This window comes from Methylobacter tundripaludum SV96, assembly GCF_000190755.2.
Lineage (GTDB): Bacteria > Pseudomonadota > Gammaproteobacteria > Methylococcales > Methylomonadaceae > Methylobacter_A > Methylobacter_A tundripaludum.
In genome coordinates, this window is record NZ_JH109152.1 from 2,698,357 (window position 1) to 2,717,033 (window position 18,677).

Sequence of the window (18,677 nt, forward strand, 5' to 3'; positions counted from 1 at the left end):
CGTACCTCTTGTATCCATACAGTCGAAGGATAACGTGCAATTTTTTAAAAACAACAAAAAAATGCATTTAAGAAGGGAAATCTTATAACATGAACCCAGTCTATACACTCACTTTCCTGTCTACATGAATGCTCTTTTAATCGCCTGTTTTTTTATGCTCAGTGTCGCGCCCGTTATTGCGGATGATGACGATAAGCCGGTCGCCAACCTGCCGGTTTCCTCCGCAGGGCAAGGAACTATTTTCCTGGCCGCCAAAGCCCAATCTGTATCGGGCTTGCAGACAGTAACGCTGACTCCGGTCAGCGATCATCCTGAATTCACGGCTTATGGAAAAGCGGTCAATATACAGCCGCTGATCGAGTTGCGACATCGGTATTTGGTCGCGTTAACCGAACGCAGCGGCGCTACGGCAAGGTTTAAGCAGGCCGAGCAGAGTATCAAGCGCCAGCAAGACTTGTATCGCGATGGCGCAACATCGAAACGTAACTTGCAAGTTCAGCAAGCGCAATGGCAAACCGATAAAGCCCAGGTTGATGCCAGCGGCGTTCAAGGCAAAGCTATCATGGATGAAGCCCGAATCAACTGGGGTAACAAGCTGACCGAGTGGGCATTATCTACCGACGCCGAACCGCTGAACGGCTTTTTATCCGGCCAGAAAACGCTATTGCAAATTACCTTGCCGGTTAACAAACAGCTGGCGAACGAGATTCAGAGCATTTACGTTGAAGCCTCGGGCAATCGCAGTGCGGCGACTAAAGCCGAGCTGATTTCAGCGGCCCCGCAAACAGATAATACCGCGCAAGGCGAAAGCTATTTTTTCCAGACCGAGGGGCGCCGTATCAGAACCGGCATGCGTGTTGCGGCGTGGATACCTGAACAAGGTGAAAACCGGTCCGGCGTCGTTATTCCGAAGTCCGCTTTAGTCTGGTACATGGATCAGGCTTTTGTTTACATTAAAACCGATGCCGAACAATTTACTCGCCGCACTATCGATCAGTATTCGGCAACGAACGGTGGCTATTTCGTCGGTAGCGGCATCAGTGCCGGTGAACAACTGGTTGTCACTGGAGGGCAAATGCTGCTGTCGGAAGAATTCAGGGGACAAATCCCGGATGAGGATGATTAATCAGGAGAAGCGTTAGCGCGTAGGGCGTGCCATGCGCGCCTCTCCGGGAATTAAGGCGCGCATGGCACGCCCTACTTGAAGGAGCCAACATTAATCCCAAGGCGGCGTATCGCCGTTATAGGCCACAAAATCTTTAACCGTTGCATGGGTTTTGACACCGGCGGCGGGCTTCCTGGATGAAGAACCGGTTTTTGCGGGTGAAGTCTTCAATCCAGACGATTGCACAGCACCGGATTCAGCTTGCCATCGGGCAAACAGCGCAATGTCCTTATCTGCCGGGACAAACCATTTTTTTGGGACTGCGTCCCATCTCGCGCCGAGCGCTTTCGCCTCATCCTTTTGGGCAAAAGGTACATTCAGATAAGTTTTCGATTCTGCCATTTTGTAATAGAGGGGGGCGGGCTTGATGGGGTGAATTGCTGTATTATAAGGCATTGCCAACGTAACGGAATCGGATAATTAAGGTCGCCCCCAGCGTCCGATTTTTACCAAAAAACAATGCACCTGAAAGCGGCACACTGGAACGCCGCTTTACAACCCAATGCACACAAGGACATTCCCGCCCTATGGCCGACAAGAAAAGTCTCTCCGAACGCGACATCTGTACCAAGTACATCACCCCGGCCATCACTGGCGCGGGGTGGGATCTGCATAGCCAGATCCGGGAGGAAGTGAGCTTCACTAAAGGACGAATCATCGTACGCGGCAAGCTGCATACCCGTGGCGAGCAAAAGCGTGCCGATTATATACTGTATTACAAGTCGAATATCCCGCTGGCAGTAATCGAAGCCAAGGAAAACGGCCATAGCGTAGGTGCCGGTATGCAGCAGGCGCTGAATTATGCGGAAACCCTGAGTGTGCCGTTTGTGTTCAGCTCCAATGGCGACGCTTTCCTGATGCATGACCGCACCGGGCTGGCCGACAAGATCGAGCAGGAGCTGGCGCTGGGCGACTTCCCGTCGCCCGCACAGTTGTGGCGGCGCTATTGCCAGTGGAAGGGACTGGAAACGTTAGAAGCACGCCATACCGTAGAAATGCCGTACTACGATGACGGCACAGGCCGTGCCCCGCGTTATTACCAAGCCAACGCCATCAATAACACGGTGGAGGCGGTGGCGAAAGCCCAGCAGCGCATCCTGCTGGTCATGGCGACCGGCACCGGCAAGACCTACACCGCATTCCAGATCATATGGCGATTATGGAAGTCGGGCACCAAAAAACGCATCCTGTTTCTGGCCGACCGCAACATTCTGGTCGATCAAACCAAAAACAACGATTTCAAACCGTTTGGCGCGGCGATGACCAAGATCAGCAAGCGCCAGATCGACAAGAGCTACGAGATTTACCTGTCCTTATATCAGGCCGTCACCGGCAGCGAAGAAGAGCGGAACATTTACAAGCAGTTCTCGCCGGATTTTTTCGACCTGATTGTGATCGACGAATGCCATCGCGGCAGCGCAGCGGAAGATTCCGCATGGCGCGATATTCTGGCCTATTTTTCCTCGGCCACGCATGTGGGCTTAACCGCCACGCCGAAAGAAACCAAGAACGTTTCCAGCATCTATTACTTTGGCGACCCGGTTTACAGCTACACGCTGAAGCAAGGCATCGAAGACGGCTTTCTTGCGCCGTACAAAGTGGTGCGCATCGACATCGACAAAGACGTGCAAGGCTGGCGGCCCAGCAAAGGCCAGACCGACAAAACCGGCCAGTTGATTGAAGACCGCGTTTACAACCAGATCGATATGGATCGTACTCTGGTGCTGGAAAAGCGCACCGAGCTGGTCGCCAGGAAAATCACCGAATTTCTGGTGGCGACAGATCCTTACGCCAAAACCATCGTGTTCTGCGATGACATCGACCACGCCGAGCGCATGCGCCAGGCCTTGGTCAACCTGAACCCCGAGCGGGTCAAGGAAAGCCGCAAATACATAATGCGCATAACCGGCGATGAACTCGAAGGCAAGGCCGAGCTGGATAACTTCATCAACCCCGAAGAGCGTTATCCGGTGATCGCCACCACCTCCAAACTGATGACGACAGGCGTAGATGCACAAACCTGCAAGCTGGTGGTCCTGGATCAGCACATCAAGTCGATGACCGAATTTAAGCAAATCATCGGGCGCGGCACACGCATCAACGAGGATTACGACAAATTCTGGTTCACCATCATGGATTTCAAAAAGGCGACCGAGCTGTTTGCCGACAAGGACTTTGATGGCGAACCGGTGATGATTTATGTGCCGGAAGGCGGGGAGTCGCCCGTACCGCCAGACGATGAGCCCGAAATCATCCCCAATGAAAGCAACAGCCAGCCTCCCCCCTTTGAAAAAGGGGGGATTGAGGGGGGATTTTCCAAACGCATGAAATACATACTCGGCGATGTGACCGTGTATGTCGTTGCCGAGCGCGTCCAGTATTACGGGCCGGAAGGCAAACTGATTACCGAATCACTCAAGGATTACACCCGTCAAACGGTGCGAAAGGATTATTCCTCACTCGACGAATTCTTGCGCCGTTGGAGCAAAGCCGAACGCAAGGCTGCCATCCTGCAAGAGCTGCAAGAACACGGCCTGTTGCTGGAACCGCTGGCCGACGAAGTGGGCAAAGACTTCGACGCCTTCGACCTAATCTGCCACGTTGCCTTTGACCAACCGCCTCTAACCCGCCGCGAGCGTGCCGACCAGGTAAAAAAGCGCAACTATTTCGCCAAATACGGCGAGCAGGCGCGCAAAGTGCTCGAAACCCTGCTGGAAAAATACGCCGACACCGGCATAGAAAATATCGAAGACATTAAAATTCTCACGCTGGACCCATTCAAAAATATGGGCACGGCCAGTGAGTTGGTGTCAGCTTTTGGCGGCAAGCCAGCCTATATGGCAGCACTGTATGAGTTGGAAGAAAACCTTTACGCATAAATCCCCCCTGCCCCCCTTTTTCAAAGGGGGGGAATAAACTCTTACCGATAAATAATCAAACCAATATAATCAAACCAATGAGCATTTCCTCCACCATCAAATCTATCCAGGACATCATGCGCAAAGACGTCGGTGTCGATGGCGACGCCCAACGCTTGAGCCAGCTGGTCTGGATGTTATTTTTGAAAATCTTTGACGACCGCGAAAGCGAATGGGAGATTTTGCAAGACAATTACCAATCGCCGTTGCCGGAGCAATACCGCTGGCGCAACTGGGCAGCCAATGCAGAAGGCATGACCGGCGATGCGCTCAAACAATTTCTCGACAATGACCTGTTTCCCGCCTTGCAGCAACTGGAAGCCAAAGGCGGCGACCAGCGTGCCTATGTGATCCGCTCGGTGTTTGAAGATGCCTACAACTACATGAAATCCGGCCAGTTGATTCGGCAGGTGATCAACAAGATTCAGGAAGGCGTCGATTTCAACAAGGCGCAAGAGCGCCACTTGTTCGGCGATATGTACGAGCAACTGCTGCGCGATTTGCAGTCGGCAGGCAATGCGGGCGAATTTTACACGCCGCGTGCCGTGACCGAATTCATGGTGCGTATGGTCAACCCGCGCCTCGGTGAAAAAGTGCTGGACCCGGCCTGCGGCACCGGCGGCTTCCTGTCCTGCTCGATAGAACATATCCGTAAGCAGGACGTCTTAACGGTAGATGATGAAGCGCGGTTGCAAGCGAGCATTTTCGGTATCGAGAAAAAGCCGATGCCGCATTTGCTCTGCACCACCAACATGATCCTGCACGGCATCGATGTGCCCAGCAATATCCGCCACGACAACACCCTGGCGCGTCCGCTGATCAGTTGGGGGCCGAAAGAGCGTGTCGATGTAGTCGTCACCAACCCGCCGTTCGGCGGCATGGAAGAAGACGGTATAGAAACCAACTTTCCGGCAACATTCCGCACCCGTGAAACGGCTGACCTGTTTCTGGTACTGATTATGCAGATGCTCAAAGCCGGTGGCCGCGCCGCGCTGGTTTTGCCGGATGGTTTCCTGTTCGGCGAAGGCATCAAAACCCGCATCAAGGAAAAACTGCTGGAAGAATGCAACCTGCACACCATCGTGCGCCTACCCAACGGCGTGTTTGCGCCGTATACCGGCATCAAAACCAACCTGCTGTTTTTCAGCAAAGGCACGCCGACCCGGCACATCTGGTTTTACGAGCACCCGTACCCGCCCGGCGTAAAAAACTACAACAAAACCAAGCCGATGAAGATTGCAGAGTTTGATGCGGAGGCGGCCTGGTGGGGCAAGGAAACCGACGGCTTCAAACAGCGCGTCGAAAACCAATACGCGTGGAAGGTCGGCATTGATGACATCAAGGCGCGCAACTACAACCTCGATAGCAAAAATCCGCATATCGGCGAACAGGAAATTCACGATCCCGAGCTGCTGCTGGCGCAATATAACACTATGCAGAATGACATCGCCGCGCTACGCGGGCAGCTGAAAGATATTTTGGATGAAGCTTTGAAATCCCCTAAATCCCCCCCGGCCCCCCTTTTACAAAGGGGGGAGAATGAGGTGTCTCAAAAGTCTGCTCTTTTACAAAAGGAGGGGAATGAGGTATCTCAAAAGGCTGCTCTTTCACAAAAGGAGGGGAATGAGGTGTCTCAAAAGGCTGCTCTTTTACAAAAGGAGGGGAATGAGGTGTCTCAAAAGTTTGCTCTTTTACAAAAGGAGGAGAATGAGTTATCTCAAAGGCCTGCTCTTTCACAAAAGGAGGGGAATGAGACATCTCAAAAGCTCATTCCTTCACAAGTGGGGAAAAAAAAGTCCCCCCCTTTGAAAAAGGGGGGCTAGGGGGGATTATGAAACCGTACAATCCAGTCCTAAAACCATTTTCCCGTAACTTGCGTAGCGGCATGACCGATGCCGAACAGTTGCTTTGGTCAAAATTGCGCCGCAAGCAAATATTGGGCTTGCAGTTTTATCGCCAAAAACCTTTGGCTAACTACATCGTCGATTTTTATTGCGCAGCAGCCAATCTCGTCATTGAACTCGATGGTTCGCAGCATTTCGAACCGGATCACCAAGCTCGTGATGCAGAAAGAGATCGGGCGCTGGAGTCAATGGGCATAATGGTGTTGCGGTTTGATAACCGTCAGGTATTGACAGAATTGGACGCAGTGATGAGTGTTGTTTTTAATGTAGTTGAAAAGCAAATCAAAATCCAAATCCCCCCCCCTTTTGCAAAGGGGGGAGTAATAGCGTCAACATCAACATCTGGATTTGACAAAGGGCTGGATTCCACGGCAGTACAGACACAAACAACACCACAAACATCACAAACATCACCCCCCTTTGAAAAAGGGGGGCAGGGGGGATTTTCAAAAAAGGGCAATTCCGTATGAGCACCATTCAGACGTTACTGACCGATCACATCGACATCTGGACAGCCGCCGACACCGCGAAAAAGTCAGGCCGTGGCCGTAGCTCAAATAATGCCGCCAGCGTCTATGGCATCAAGAAACTGCGCGAGCTGATTCTGGAACTTGCCGTGCGCGGCAAGCTGGTGCCGCAAGATGCTAATGACGAACCGGCCAGTGAATTGCTCAAACGCATACAGGCTGAAAAAGCTAAGTTGATTGCCGAAGGCAAGATCAAGAGAAAATCCCCCCTAACCCCCCTTTTACAAAGGGGGGGATCAACCCCAATAGCAGCGACATCAAACTCAAACTCTCCCCCCTTTGTAAAAGGGGGGCCGGGGGGGATTTCTGTGGAAGAAAAACCGTTTGAGTTACCGAAAGGTTGGGAGTGGGTGCATTTGCCTGATGTAAGTGATTACAAGGTTGGGAAAACTCCGTCTACAAAAAGTAGTGTTTATTGGACAAATTCTGGCGATGGTTTTAATTGGGTTAGCATTGCGGATCTGAACCATGATGACAGCGTTTTTGAAACAAACAAGCAGATAACAGATAAAGCTGTATCTGAAGTATTTAGGAGTGATCCTGCACCAGCAGGAACAATTCTTATGAGTTTCAAATTGACCTTGGGCAAGATTTCTATACTTGATAAGCCTGCTTTCCATAATGAAGCAATTATTTCAATATATCCCAATCAAAGTGTTTTTAAGGATTTTTTGTTTAAGGTTTTACCTGCTCGCGCAATGGCTGGAAATTCCAAAAGTGCAATTAAAGGTAACACACTTAATTCGGAATCAATTGCGGCTTTGATGATCCCGCTGCCACCAATGGCAGAACAGCAGCGCATCGTCGCCAAAGTCGATGAACTGATGGCGCTGTGCGACCAACTGGAAACCCAGCACAGCAACGCCGCCGAAGCTCACGAAAAACTCGTGAGCCATCTGCTCGGCACACTCACGCAATCGCAAAACGCCGATGATTTCAGCGCCAACTGGCAGCGCATCGCCGCGTATTTCGATATCCTGTTCACCACCGAAACCAGTATCGACGCCCTCAAGCAAACCCTGCTGCAACTGGCGGTGATGGGTAAGCTCGTGCCACAAGACCCGAACGACGAACCGGCCGGTGAATTGCTCAAGCGCATACAGACTGAAAAAGCCAAGCTGATTGCCGAAGGCAAGATCAAGAAAGATAAACAGCTTCCGCCGATAACTGATGATGAAAAGCCGTTTGGTTTGCCGGAGGGATGGGAGTGGATTAAAGTTTCAGAAGTTGCTGAATTGATAACTTCAGGTTCGCGAGATTGGGCGCAATACTTATCTAATGAAGGCGCCAAGTTTGTCACAATGGGGAATCTTTCTAGGGGTAGTTACGAGCTCAGATTAGGAAATATGCGGCACGTAAATCCTCCTAAGGACGGAGAGGGTTCGCGCACTAAATTAGAGGCAAATGATCTTTTAATCTCTATTACGGGGGACGTGGGAAACTTGGGCAGGATTCCAGAAGATTTTGGTGATGCGTACATTAACCAGCATACATGCCTTTTGAGGTTTGTTTCCCAGTGTCGGAATAGGTATTTTCCAGAGGTCATGAGATCGCCAATGGCAGCCATGCAGTTTAATGCGCCACAGCGAGGCATTAAGAATAGCTTTCGCTTAGGTGATTTGGATGAGATGGTTATTCCTTTGCCACCACTTGCCGAACAACACCGCATCGTCGCCAAAGTTGATGAACTAATGGCACTGTGCGACCAACTAAAAACCCGCATCACCGAAGCCAATCAGTTACAGCAAAAACTGGCGGATGTGGTGGTTGAACGGGCAATATCGTAACGAACGAATTGAATAGCCTGGCGTCACTTTAGAAAGGTCAACGCTGTAAGGTGCGTTATTTGTGAGGAGAATTCCGAGTGAGGATGATTAACTGGCTAATGGGGCTGGATGCGCGTGAGCAAGGTCAATCCGCTTGCTCACGCTACCACCATTAACTTTTTCCAGGCAACATGCCGACCGAGCCGGGTTTGATGCGTTTGCAGGTAACAACCACATCTTCCATATGGCACTGATTTTTACCTTGATTAGCGCCGGTGCAGGGTGTGCAGGCCGCTTTGCCTTCATCTTTCACTTTCTCAACATGCCAGCCGTAACCTTGCGACTGACAGAATGTTTTGCTGTATCGGGTGATGTTGTAAGGCTTTGACGCGGTTGCAATGGCTTCGGATTCCACTTCACAGCCCGCCGAGGGTAGTGTGTTGGCCATAAGATCCCGATAAATATATTCTGTCGCCGACGCTGTTCCGGAAAACAAAGCTAACGCCGCGCAAAGGCATATCAAATTAAGTTTCATAGTTCTCTCCTGATTATTATATTAAGTGGTGCATGGTCACGCTAAGGTCGACAAGAACTGCGGCTTATCCATAGGCAAGTGCGCGAGCTAATCAAAATCCGATGTAGCGGTTAAATAAAAACAACGCCTTGTCATGAAAATAATGGCCGGTAAGTTCAGTTCAACACACGGATATTCATCTGGGCCGTCTCCTCTTCCATTTGCTGTTTGATAGGCGCAAATTTTTCGCTCTCGCTTTGTTTGACCATGCCGATGACGACCAATAAAGTAATTACTGTGCAGCCGACATACAGCCAGAATTTGTCTTTTACTTGTGTTTCTTCGTTCATTTTTTATACCTTCTGTTGTTTTTAAATCATCAATGGATGCGGCAAGGTTTGATATGAAAATCATGGCTTTCATCAACGCCGGGATTGATTCCTCCTGATAAACTACTTCACCTTGATATTTTTGAGCGATCAACAATTTCGTCTGCCAAGTTGTGGTGCATGTCGGTAGGCGCGTGACGCGTAAAATATTCTCTTTTGTGATAGTAGCGGATCAATACTATAAAAGAAGCTCAAGAATGCTGTCAACTAAATATCGATTCGATACAAGCGGTATATGTCAAACAGTTTCACCGTCTTTGAATTTAAAAAACAAGCTCAGCGCTAAGGCGGTGCATCCAGAACTGCATCCTAAGGCAAATTCTGCGATAATAAGCGCAAGTTTTCTGCCTATTTGTGCCGGACCGATGTCGGCTATAACTATTTATTCAACAACGCATCTATGAACGAAAAAACAACATTTAAACCTTGTGACCTGGTTATCTTTGGCGCTTTGGGCGATTTATCCCGCCGCAAGTTGCTCATTTCCTTGTATCGACTTGAAAAAGCCAATTTGATTGAAGCCGATACCCGTATCATCGGTATAGATCAACACGAGGGCGATAATTCAGGGTTTGTCGGGATTATTCATAACAGTTTGCAAGAGTTTTTGAATGAAGTCGTTGATGAACAAATATGGGCGCGGTTTTCGGCACGGTTTTCCTACCTGAAAATAGATTTAACGCAGATGGATCAATACCAGCTGTTGAATACCGTCATTAACGGACAATCCAGGGTTATGGTGAATTATTTTGCCGTGTCGCCTTTTTTATTCACCAATATTTGTCAGGGACTGGCTAAGTGCGGGGTTTTGAATGAAGAATCGCGCATGGTGATGGAAAAACCGATAGGCCACGACCTTAAATCGTCACAAGAAATTAACGATGTCGTTGCCGAGGTGTTCAGCGAGAAACAGGTGTACCGCATCGATCATTATCTGGGCAAGGAAACGGTGCTCAATTTGCTGGCGTTGCGCTTTGCCAATTCCATTTTTACCACCAACTGGGATCACAATACCATCGATCATATTCAGATTACCGTTGCTGAAGAAGTCGGCATTGAAGGCCGTTGGGATTATTTCGACAAAACCGGGCAGCTGCGCGACATGCTGCAAAATCACCTGTTGCAGATTCTGACGTTTGTGGCAATGGAGCCGCCGGTCAACCTGGAAGCGCAAAGTATTCATAATGAAAAAATAAAAGTCCTGGCCGCGCTACGGCCGATCACCAAAGAGAATGTCGAACAAAAAACCGTCCGCGGACTGTACTCGGCGGGGGCGATCAAGGACAAGCCGGTGCCGGGCTATCTTGAAGAGGACGGAGCCAATACCGAAAGCACGACGGAAAGCTTTGTCGCGGTGAAAGTGGCTATCGATAACTGGCGCTGGGCCGGTGTGCCGTTTTACTTGCGTACCGGCAAACGCATGAAATATAAGCGCACTGAAATCGTCGTCAATTTCAAGCAACTGCCGCATAATATTTTTAAGGAAAGCTTCGAGGACCTGCCGTCGAACAAGCTGATCATTCATTTGCAGCCGAATGAAGGCGTGGAAATTCAGATGCTCAACAAAATTCCGGGCATTGACGAAAACATTAAGCTGCAAAAAACCAAGCTGGATTTGAGTTTTTCCGACACCTTTAAAAACAGCAAGATTTTCGGCGGGTATGAGAAATTGGTGCTGGAAGCGATGCGCGGTAATCCCACTCTGTTCCTGAGCCGCGAGGAAATCGAGCAAGCCTGGACATGGATCGATTCGATACAGGATGCCTGGGCGCATACCAATGCCGCGCCGCAACCCTACCCGGCCGGGACTTGGGGTCCTGAGGCGGCTAATGATTTAATTGCCAGGGACGAAAGGGCTTGGGAAGATGAAGCCGATAAATCAATTTAACTTGGCCCTGATTAACCGTCGATAGACTTTAAGCGGTCGATTTTCGGTTTTTTAGGCAGGGTACGCTGTGCGTACCTTTAGAAATTACCATAAAAGTCAACGCAAAAGGTACGCACAGCGTGCCCTACGGTGAATTGAAAAAGCCGAAAACTTGACCGCTCAAACTAGAAGGAACAATTATGCATCCTGTATTAGAAAACGTAACTAATGAAATTATTGAACGCAGCCGCGAAACGCGCACTGCCTATCTGGCGCGTATCAATGCGGCCGCTAAAAAAGAGCCGCATCGTGCCGAGCTGGCTTGCGGCAATCTGGCTCATGCTTTCGCCGCTTGCGGAGCCGGGGAAAAAAGCGATTTAACCGGACATCAAAAAGCCAATATCGCCATTATCTCTTCTTATAATGACATGCTGTCGGCGCATGAACCGTTTAAAGACGCGCCTGCTCTGATCAAGGCCGCCATTAAGGAAGCCGGGGGCGTTGCCCAGTTTGCCGGCGGCGTACCGGCGATGTGCGACGGCGTCACGCAAGGACGGCCCGGCATGGAGTTGTCGTTATTCAGCCGTGATGTGATTGCGATGGCCACGGCCATCGGTTTAAGCCACAACATGTTTGACGGCGCACTGTACTTGGGCGTCTGCGACAAGATTGTGCCGGGATTGCTGATCGGCGCGTTGAGTTTCGGTCATTTGCCCGCCGTGTTCGTACCGGCAGGCCCCATGCCTAGCGGCCTGCCCAACAAGGAAAAAGTGCGTATCCGCCAGCTTTACGCCGAAGGTAAAATCGGCCGTAAAGAACTGCTGGAGTCCGAGTCCGCGTCCTATCACAGTGCGGGTACCTGTACGTTCTACGGTACCGCAAACAGCAACCAGATGATGGTTGAGATCATGGGCCTGCATCTGCCGGGCAGTTCGTTCATCAACCCTTATACGCCGTTACGCGATGAACTGACCAAAGCCGCAGCCAGGCAGGTTTTAAAATTTACTGCGCTGGGCGATGATTTCCGTCCGATTGGACATGCGATCGACGAAAAAGCGATTGTGAACGCCATTGTCGGCTTATTGGCAACGGGCGGTTCCACCAACCACACGATCCATCTGGTCGCTATTGCGCGTGCCGCGGGCATCATTATCAATTGGGATGATTTTGATAAGCTGTCCAGAGCGGTGCCGTTGTTAACCCGTATTTATCCGAACGGCCAAGCGGACATCAACCACTTCCAAGCCGCAGGCGGCATGGGCGTATTGATTGCCGAACTGCTAAAGAACGGCCTGTTGCATGAAGATATTCTGACCGTAGCAGACCAACGCGGCATGAATAATTATCATCAGGAACCCAAACTGGTTGACGGTAAACTGGTCTGGGAGCCTTGCCCGGAAGCCTCTTTGGACGCGGAAGTTATCAGCACGGTCGCCAAGCCTTTTGCGGCCGGTGGCGGCTTGCATGTGATGCACGGCAATTTGGGACGCGGGGTGTCCAAAGTTTCCGCGGTGGCGGAAAAACACCAGATCGTTGAAGCGCCTGCGATGGTGTTTGACGATCAGGACGATGTGGTTGCGGCCTTCAGGCGCGGCGAAATGGAGAAAGATGTTATTGTGGTGCTGCGCTTTCAGGGGCCGAAATCCAACGGTATGCCCGAACTGCATAAATTGACGCCGTCTTTGGGCGTGTTACAGGATAAAGGCTTCAAGGTTGGGCTGGTCACGGATGGACGGATGTCCGGCGCTTCGGGTAAAGTTCCCTCCGCTATCCACATGTGCCCCGAGTGTGAAGAAGGCGGTCCGTTAACGAAAGTGCGCACCGGCGACATCATCCACCTGAACACCCAAACCGGCGAGGTCAATGTGTTGGTGGACGCGGATGAATTTAATGCCCGCATTCCGGCCGCCAACAGCGCCAAGGGTCACCATTTCGGTATGGGCCGCGAATTGTTCGGCGGTTTCCGTCTGGGGGCGTCCTCTGCTGAAACCGGCGCTTCCAACCTGTTTGTCGTCGATTAATAACTATAAAAATTTGGTAAAACAATGACTAAAAATAACTGGAAAATTCAACCTAACATTATTTTAAACACTTGCCCGGTGATGCCTGTCATGGTCATCCAGGATTTGGAAGACGCCGTTCCTCTGGCGAAGGCCTTGGTCGCAGGCGGCATTAAGGTACTGGAAATTACGCTACGCACGCCCATCGCGCTTGATGCGATCAGGCTTATCAGCCGGGAAGTCGAAGACGCCATTGTCGGTGCAGGTACTATTACTACGCCCGAGCAATTAAAAGCATCAGAAGATGCCGGTGCTGTTTTCGCCATTAGTCCCGGATTGACACCGAGGCTTTTAGCAGCCGCCAACGAGGGAAATATCGCATTGATACCCGGCATAGCGACGCTGTCGGAGCTGATGTTGGGCATGGAGTACGGGCTGGATCATTTCAAATTCTTCCCGGCCGAAGCGGCGGGCGGCATACCAATGTTAAAATCGATTGCAGGGCCTGTCCCTAACGTAACTTTTTGCCCGACAGGCGGCATTTCTCCGCAAAATTACAACAGTTATTTACAGTTAAGCAATGTTGCCTGCGTTGGCGGATCATGGCTGGCACCTGTGGATGTGGTAAAATCAAAAAACTGGGCCAGAGTGACTGAATTGGCAAAACAGGCCATAGATAGCGCGGTTTCGGTTTAATAGCGCATTTTCTACGTCATCATTTATAGGGCTGCATGGCGCAGTTGTATGAATGAAAGATATTTTCCGGAGCTTGTTATTTTATAAGCAAATTTCTTTTAAAATACCAGTCAAGATTAATCACACTCAAAAGGCCGGCGAACTGCAAAACTTCGCAATTTAGCCGGCCTTTTGATGACGCTACAGACCCTGTTTCAAAACTGAGAAAAACCATGACTAAATTGCGCAGTGTTACCTTAAATGAGAAAACTCAGTCTTTATGCGAGTTGCCTATTTTATCTGGAACTACGGGTCCCGATGTAGTGGACATCCAATCTCTGTATCAACAGACCGGCATGTTTACCTATGATCCCGGATTTACTTCCACGGCCAGTTGCAGTTCATCGATAACGTATATCGATGGTGAAAAAGGGATATTGCTTTATCGCGGTTACCCCATTGAGCAACTTGCAGAACATTGTACTTTTTTGGAGGTTTGCTATCTGTTGCTGAATGGCGAATTGCCCAACACTGATGAAATGCAGCAGTTCGAAGGTACCATTACCATGCATACGATGGTACATGACCAACTGACCAATTTTTTTAAAGGCTTTCGCCGAGACGCCCACCCGATGGCCATTATGGTCGCTGTCGTTGGCGCGTTGTCAGCGTTCTATCATGACGCGCTGGACATTAAATCTAAAAGAGATCGTGACATAAGCGCCATCCGCCTGATCGCCAAAGTGCCGACCATTGTGGCGATGTGTCATAAATACAGTACCGGCTTGCCGTTTATGTATCCGCAAAACAAGCTGAGTTACGTTGAAAACTTTATGCGGATGATGCTTGGCACGCCGTGTGACGACTTCGAGCCCAATCCTGTCTTGGTCAAAGCGCTGGACCGGATTTTGATCCTGCATGCCGATCATGAGCAAAATGCCTCGACGTCGACAGTGCGTTTAGCGGGTTCCAGTGGCGCCAACCCTTATGCTTGCATTACTGCCGGGATTGCCTGTCTTTGGGGAGCCGCTCATGGCGGTGCCAATGAAGCTGTTCTCAACATGCTTGAGGAGATTGGCGATGTCTCGAATATTGATAAATATATAAACAAGGCCAAGGATAAAAACGATCCGTTCAGGCTTATGGGCTTCGGCCATCGGGTTTATAAAAATTATGATCCGCGTGCCAAATTAATGCGCGAAACCTGTCATGAAGTGCTGACGGAGCTCGGTCTGCATGACGACAAGATATTTAAATTGGCGCTGGAGCTGGAGCGTATTGCTCTTGAGGATGAGTATTTCATCGAGAAAAAACTTTACCCGAACGTCGATTATTATTCGGGCATCGTGTTGCACGCATTAGGCATCCCCAGCAACATGTTTACCGCCATGTTCGCGATGGGGCGAACCGTGGGCTGGATTGCCAATTGGGATGAAATGATAGCGGATCCGGATCAAAAGATAGGGCGGCCAAGACAGCTTTATACCGGGATAACAAGACGCGATGTACCGCAGCATATTAAAAAGGGTTAGATCGCCCGCAAGATCAGAGCTGATTAAGGCTCAAGTCCCGGTAAGGGCAGTCTTTGCCGGGCGGTTGCAAGTAATGAATTTATCAAGCATGACTGTTCGTCATATAAAAATTGCATTCATAAACGCCGAAATATGTTCGATTTCTTCAACGCAAAGCCTATGTTCCATCAGGTAATCATGCCACTCAACGTTGTAGTCCATTGCTTTAAGCTTATCAAAGGCGGCTTTGCCGGATTCAACCGCTACAACGGGGTCTATGATGCCGTGAGCCATAAATATCGGTGTGCCATTATTGGCGGCTGAACGCTCGGTTTTCAGTTGATCGACGGTTGGTAAATAAGTCGACAGTGCGACGATTCCGGCCAGTTTATGCGGGTGCCTTAGGCCCGCATGAAGCGCAATGACGCCCCCTTGAGAAAACCCTGCCAATAAAATATTTTCCGATGGAATGCCCTTGTCAATTTCCAGCTGGATCAGTGGTTCAATCAAACCGGCTGATTGATAAATGCCGTCAACATCGACTTTGCGTTCCAGCGACATCTCTAAAATATCGTACCAGGAGCGCATGGACATTCCGCCATTGACGGTAACGGGCTGGACAGGCGCATTGGGGAAGATAAAATGGATATTTGTTTCTGCGCTTAAATGCAGTTCGGGAACAAGTCCTTCGAAATCATGACCGTCCGCGCCTAATCCATGCAACCATATCACAGAGTATTTATGCGCTGCTTCAGGCTGTATTTCGATGGTGCTAAGTTGTTCGGAATTCATAAATTCTCCAGGATAAATAAAAATTGCAGGTAGCTTAACTTAATGCCAGGGGTTGCCGTCAAATTTTGGTAAATCAGGGTTCATAGTGTCCCATGGCTGGGCATCTGCCACCCATATATCTTTTTGCGGCTGGAAAATGGCGGGATCATCAAGCGTTGCGGTGGCGACCGGCCTTATGTCGATAAAGGCGCTGTTCCTGCCGAACAGCGAGGTTCCGCATTTGGGGCAAAAAGCGCGGTAAACCGTGTGGCCGCTTGCCGCAATGGTTGCGTATTCTTTATAGTTTCCGGTTATGGCGAGGGCTGAGGCTGGAACGAACATGCCTGCAAAATAAGGCGCTCCAATCGCTTTTTGACAGGTTCGGCAATGGCAGTTGAAGCCGCCGATGGGTTTGGCCGAGATTTCATATCTGACTGCGCCGCAAAGGCAACCGCCGGTAATGGGAAGCTTCATGTTGTTCTCCTTCGACTGCGTGGGCAGGTATTTTTTCTCCATGCAAAATTTGCATTTACCACATCCCTGTGGGTTATGCAGGAGCAATTGCCGAGAAGATTTGTCGGCAAATCTTAGTACAATAGAACGGACACACCTAAACTCTGTTTAACAACACCAAATCATAAACAATGCTGGATGATCTTATTTTAATAGCTTTATTGCTGGGCGCATACCTGTACTGGTTTAACGGGCAGCAGGTGAAGGAGGTTGCGCTTAAGGCAGTCAGGGCGAATTGCTTGAACCTGGAAGTCCAGATGCTGGATGAGTATGTTGCCCTAAACAGCATCCGGTTAAAAAGAGATCCAGCAGGAAAAATGCGGGTGCGACGGATATTTTTGTTTGAATTTTCTTCAACCGGAAATGAACGTTATAACGGTATTTGCATTATGCTGGGACGACGGGTCGAGTCTATTCAGATGGAGCCATACCGGTTTGACGGTTGAATGGGGCTATATGTAATACCTGCATTGCCTATGCGGATGTAGGTAAGGGGTTAGGCAGGAGTAGCGGTGTGCCGAAGAATTCTGAAGAAATGGTTTTTTGTGGAGGATTAAATGAATAAATGTTCAGTATGTGGTCATGAGCGTAATGACCGCGATATGAAATGTCCGGAATGCGGCAGTTTCTACTCAAAAATTGCCGAGATTATTGCCGAACAGGAAGCGCGGGAGGAAATGCAGACATTTCGTGGTCGATGTAAAAAAATCCTAAACTCGGATGATGTTAAGCAGGAAGCGCTGTCCGAACTGAAGCTGATGTGGGCGGGGCTGACTAAAAAAGGCGTGTTTGCGCTTTTTGTGATTTTCGTCTTTGTCTTTGCCTTGGTCGTTTCTGTTTTGTAGTCATCATTAAACAGGAGGGCGACCCGCTTAATCGGCGTGTGGGAGAGTGGCGGCCGTTTAGCGCCTGTTAGCCCGCGTGCCGGTTAAGCTGTTAGTTCTCAAACAGCTTAACTTAAGGCATTGCGTCTGAAATTGACCGCGAAGGCGTTATCTTTCCAGCAGATCGAGCTTGCCTTCTTTACCATTCCACTCATCAGCCTCAGGTAAAGCCGGCTTTACATCCGTAATAACAGGCCATTGTTTGGCTAGTTCTGCATTTAATGCGATAAAAACTTCTTGTCCTTCCGGCAATTCATCTTCTGCAAAAATTGCGTTGGCAGGGCATTCAGGTTCGCATAACGTGCAATCAATACATTCATCAGGATCAATAACCAGAAAGTTAGGGCCTTCATGAAAGCAATCTACAGGGCATACATCTACACAATCAGTAAATTTGCATTTAATACAGTTTTCGGTGACTACAAAAGTCATAATTATTACCAAGAAAGTTGATTTTTAATTTAGGGCGTTATTCTAGCAGAAAGAATTGCACGATTGAATGCCAAGTTTGTTAAAGGCATCATTTAGCCGGGTTTGATGCGATTGTGAATCTATAAAGCTTACTTTGCGCTTGCCGAATTAAATACAGACAAAAATATGCTTTTTTCGCCGTTGATTTTTCGTTTTTGAACGTTTTTTAAGGCGAGTCTTGCTTCGGTTTTAAGTTGATTGTCGGCATAAAGTTGTTCAGTACGGGCCGGAGCCGCGGTTGCCCTTTCAAAATAAAGGGCCGCCTCGTTGGGTTTGTTATGTAGCAACAAAAATTCGCCGTAAAAATAGTTGGCATCAATGCCGTCAGGATTGATCTTCAGCGCGGCTTCCAGCATTTGTTTGGCGGCGTCGTCATCGCCGAATGAGATAGGCCATTTGGGCACCATGTAATATAGCGTACCCAATGTTACATAAGCCGATCCGCCCATGGTTTTCGGGTTTATTTTGATGGCTTTGATTAGTAAATCACGGGCCTCATGGATGGCGCCAAGCGCAGAAAAAGCATCTTGTTGTTCGGCATAAGTCGCCTTTAGCACGGCCTGCCAGAAAATGGGTTCGGCGGCATTCGGATATTGCCGGGCCAAGGTCGCAGCCTTATCGAGCAGTTGAACATAAGCCGGCCCTTGTTTGCTTTTGGGCATGCTGTAGTAAACAGATGCCCATTCGGCTTCAATGTTTTTTAAAGAGTCTTTAAAGCTCTCCGCAAAACATTGAGTTGATAGTAGTAATAAAACAACAAAAACTAATTTTTTCATGCGGAAAATATAGAACAAAACTCATA

At 49.4% G+C, this 18,677-nt stretch carries 18 protein-coding genes; 11 read left to right on the forward strand and 7 right to left on the reverse strand.

Annotated features, from left to right (window positions below):
- Nucleotides 1-124: 124 nt before the first annotated feature.
- Entirely contained in the window at nt 125-1,126 is a 1,002-nt protein-coding gene (locus tag METTU_RS12035) for an efflux RND transporter periplasmic adaptor subunit (protein ID WP_006891885.1), read from the forward strand.
- A 90-nt stretch (nt 1,127-1,216) separates the two neighbouring features.
- Here the strand turns inward: METTU_RS12035 and METTU_RS12040 are convergent, their stop codons facing one another.
- Nucleotides 1,217-1,507: a DUF5710 domain-containing protein gene (locus tag METTU_RS12040; RefSeq protein ID WP_040580534.1), complete on the reverse strand. Its 291-nt coding sequence runs from the start codon at nt 1,505-1,507 to the stop codon at nt 1,217-1,219.
- Between the two features lie 185 nt (nt 1,508-1,692).
- On the opposite strand from METTU_RS12040, the gene hsdR reads away from it, so the two are divergent.
- The 4 genes from hsdR (at nt 1,693) to METTU_RS12060 (ending at nt 8,301) form a co-directional block, all read left to right on the forward strand.
- Entirely contained in the window at nt 1,693-4,044 is a 2,352-nt protein-coding gene (hsdR, locus tag METTU_RS12045) for an EcoAI/FtnUII family type I restriction enzme subunit R (protein ID WP_006891887.1), read from the forward strand.
- Between the two features lie 77 nt (nt 4,045-4,121).
- The gene (locus METTU_RS12050) at nt 4,122-5,906 is read left to right on the forward strand and encodes a type I restriction-modification system subunit M (RefSeq protein ID WP_006891888.1); all 1,785 of its coding nucleotides are present in this window, start codon (nt 4,122-4,124) and stop codon (nt 5,904-5,906) included.
- An 8-nt stretch (nt 5,907-5,914) separates the two neighbouring features.
- On the forward strand, nt 5,915-6,457 hold the full coding sequence (locus tag METTU_RS12055) for an endonuclease domain-containing protein (protein WP_006891889.1): 543 nt from the start codon (nt 5,915-5,917) through the stop codon (nt 6,455-6,457).
- Nucleotides 6,454-8,301 carry a restriction endonuclease subunit S gene (locus METTU_RS12060; RefSeq protein WP_006891890.1) on the forward strand — a complete coding sequence of 616 codons (1,848 nt, stop codon included), beginning with the start codon at nt 6,454-6,456 and terminating at the stop codon, nt 8,299-8,301. Before METTU_RS12055 ends, METTU_RS12060 begins: the two co-directional genes overlap by 4 nt.
- 151 nt (nt 8,302-8,452) lie before the next feature.
- Here the strand turns inward: METTU_RS12060 and METTU_RS12065 are convergent, their stop codons facing one another.
- Together METTU_RS12065 and METTU_RS23665 are read right to left on the reverse strand one after the other, a co-directional pair.
- On the reverse strand, nt 8,453-8,815 hold the full coding sequence (locus tag METTU_RS12065; protein ID WP_006891891.1) for a hypothetical protein: 363 nt from the start codon (nt 8,813-8,815) through the stop codon (nt 8,453-8,455).
- 155 nt (nt 8,816-8,970) lie between these two features.
- Entirely contained in the window at nt 8,971-9,144 is a 174-nt protein-coding gene (locus tag METTU_RS23665) for a hypothetical protein (protein ID WP_006891894.1), read from the reverse strand.
- A 439-nt stretch (nt 9,145-9,583) separates the two neighbouring features.
- Between METTU_RS23665 and zwf the strand changes: the two genes are divergently transcribed.
- From zwf to gltA, 4 genes are all read left to right on the forward strand, one after another.
- Nucleotides 9,584-11,071 carry a glucose-6-phosphate dehydrogenase gene (zwf, locus tag METTU_RS12070; RefSeq protein WP_006891896.1) on the forward strand — a complete coding sequence of 496 codons (1,488 nt, stop codon included), beginning with the start codon at nt 9,584-9,586 and terminating at the stop codon, nt 11,069-11,071.
- A 179-nt stretch (nt 11,072-11,250) separates the two neighbouring features.
- Nucleotides 11,251-13,071: a phosphogluconate dehydratase gene (gene edd / locus METTU_RS12075; RefSeq protein ID WP_006891897.1), complete on the forward strand. Its 1,821-nt coding sequence runs from the start codon at nt 11,251-11,253 to the stop codon at nt 13,069-13,071.
- Between the two features lie 24 nt (nt 13,072-13,095).
- Nucleotides 13,096-13,746 carry a bifunctional 4-hydroxy-2-oxoglutarate aldolase/2-dehydro-3-deoxy-phosphogluconate aldolase gene (locus METTU_RS12080; protein WP_006891899.1) on the forward strand — a complete coding sequence of 217 codons (651 nt, stop codon included), beginning with the start codon at nt 13,096-13,098 and terminating at the stop codon, nt 13,744-13,746.
- A gap of 212 nt (nt 13,747-13,958) precedes the next feature.
- Nucleotides 13,959-15,257, forward strand: a complete 1,299-nt coding sequence (gltA, locus tag METTU_RS12085; protein WP_006891901.1) for a citrate synthase — start codon at nt 13,959-13,961, stop codon at nt 15,255-15,257.
- 99 nt (nt 15,258-15,356) lie between these two features.
- Here gltA and METTU_RS12090 read toward each other — a convergent pair whose 3' ends face one another.
- Entirely contained in the window at nt 15,357-16,028 is a 672-nt protein-coding gene (locus METTU_RS12090) for an alpha/beta hydrolase (protein WP_006891906.1), read from the reverse strand.
- Between the two features lie 39 nt (nt 16,029-16,067).
- Nucleotides 16,068-16,481, reverse strand: a complete 414-nt coding sequence (locus METTU_RS12095; protein ID WP_006891907.1) for a GFA family protein — start codon at nt 16,479-16,481, stop codon at nt 16,068-16,070.
- A gap of 170 nt (nt 16,482-16,651) precedes the next feature.
- Between METTU_RS12095 and METTU_RS12100 the strand changes: the two genes are divergently transcribed.
- The gene (locus tag METTU_RS12100) at nt 16,652-16,966 is read left to right on the forward strand and encodes a DUF3301 domain-containing protein (protein WP_006891908.1); all 315 of its coding nucleotides are present in this window, start codon (nt 16,652-16,654) and stop codon (nt 16,964-16,966) included.
- A gap of 111 nt (nt 16,967-17,077) precedes the next feature.
- Complete coding sequence (locus METTU_RS12105) at nt 17,078-17,365, forward strand: hypothetical protein (protein WP_006891909.1); 288 nt, start codon at nt 17,078-17,080, stop codon at nt 17,363-17,365.
- A 147-nt stretch (nt 17,366-17,512) separates the two neighbouring features.
- Here METTU_RS12105 and fdxA read toward each other — a convergent pair whose 3' ends face one another.
- Nucleotides 17,513-17,836: a ferredoxin FdxA gene (gene fdxA, locus METTU_RS12110; protein ID WP_006891910.1), complete on the reverse strand. Its 324-nt coding sequence runs from the start codon at nt 17,834-17,836 to the stop codon at nt 17,513-17,515.
- A gap of 128 nt (nt 17,837-17,964) precedes the next feature.
- Nucleotides 17,965-18,651 (reverse strand): tetratricopeptide repeat protein, encoded by a 687-nt coding sequence (locus METTU_RS12115; RefSeq protein WP_006891911.1) that lies wholly within the window; start codon nt 18,649-18,651, stop codon nt 17,965-17,967.
- Nucleotides 18,652-18,677: the final 26 nt, after the last annotated feature.

Bases quoted from the DNA above. Each gene is read 5' to 3' on its own strand.
- METTU_RS12055 (WP_006891889.1), top strand. From the start codon at position 5,915: ATGAAACCGTACAATCCAGTCCTAAAACCATTTTCCCGTAACTTGCGT.
- METTU_RS12065 (WP_006891891.1), bottom strand. From the start codon at position 8,815: ATGAAACTTAATTTGATATGCCTTTGCGCGGCGTTAGCTTTGTTTTCC.
- METTU_RS12105 (WP_006891909.1), top strand. From the start codon at position 17,078: ATGAATAAATGTTCAGTATGTGGTCATGAGCGTAATGACCGCGATATG.
- fdxA (WP_006891910.1), bottom strand. From the start codon at position 17,836: ATGACTTTTGTAGTCACCGAAAACTGTATTAAATGCAAATTTACTGAT.
- METTU_RS12100 (WP_006891908.1), top strand. From the start codon at position 16,652: ATGCTGGATGATCTTATTTTAATAGCTTTATTGCTGGGCGCATACCTG.
- METTU_RS12090 (WP_006891906.1), bottom strand. From the start codon at position 16,028: ATGAATTCCGAACAACTTAGCACCATCGAAATACAGCCTGAAGCAGCG.
- METTU_RS12050 (WP_006891888.1), top strand. From the start codon at position 4,122: ATGAGCATTTCCTCCACCATCAAATCTATCCAGGACATCATGCGCAAA.
- METTU_RS12115 (WP_006891911.1), bottom strand. From the start codon at position 18,651: ATGAAAAAATTAGTTTTTGTTGTTTTATTACTACTATCAACTCAATGT.
- hsdR (WP_006891887.1), top strand. From the start codon at position 1,693: ATGGCCGACAAGAAAAGTCTCTCCGAACGCGACATCTGTACCAAGTAC.
- METTU_RS12060 (WP_006891890.1), top strand. From the start codon at position 6,454: ATGAGCACCATTCAGACGTTACTGACCGATCACATCGACATCTGGACA.
- METTU_RS23665 (WP_006891894.1), bottom strand. From the start codon at position 9,144: ATGAACGAAGAAACACAAGTAAAAGACAAATTCTGGCTGTATGTCGGC.
- METTU_RS12080 (WP_006891899.1), top strand. From the start codon at position 13,096: ATGACTAAAAATAACTGGAAAATTCAACCTAACATTATTTTAAACACT.
- gltA (WP_006891901.1), top strand. From the start codon at position 13,959: ATGACTAAATTGCGCAGTGTTACCTTAAATGAGAAAACTCAGTCTTTA.
- METTU_RS12095 (WP_006891907.1), bottom strand. From the start codon at position 16,481: ATGAAGCTTCCCATTACCGGCGGTTGCCTTTGCGGCGCAGTCAGATAT.
- edd (WP_006891897.1), top strand. From the start codon at position 11,251: ATGCATCCTGTATTAGAAAACGTAACTAATGAAATTATTGAACGCAGC.
- METTU_RS12040 (WP_040580534.1), bottom strand. From the start codon at position 1,507: ATGGCAGAATCGAAAACTTATCTGAATGTACCTTTTGCCCAAAAGGAT.
- METTU_RS12035 (WP_006891885.1), top strand. From the start codon at position 125: ATGAATGCTCTTTTAATCGCCTGTTTTTTTATGCTCAGTGTCGCGCCC.
- zwf (WP_006891896.1), top strand. From the start codon at position 9,584: ATGAACGAAAAAACAACATTTAAACCTTGTGACCTGGTTATCTTTGGC.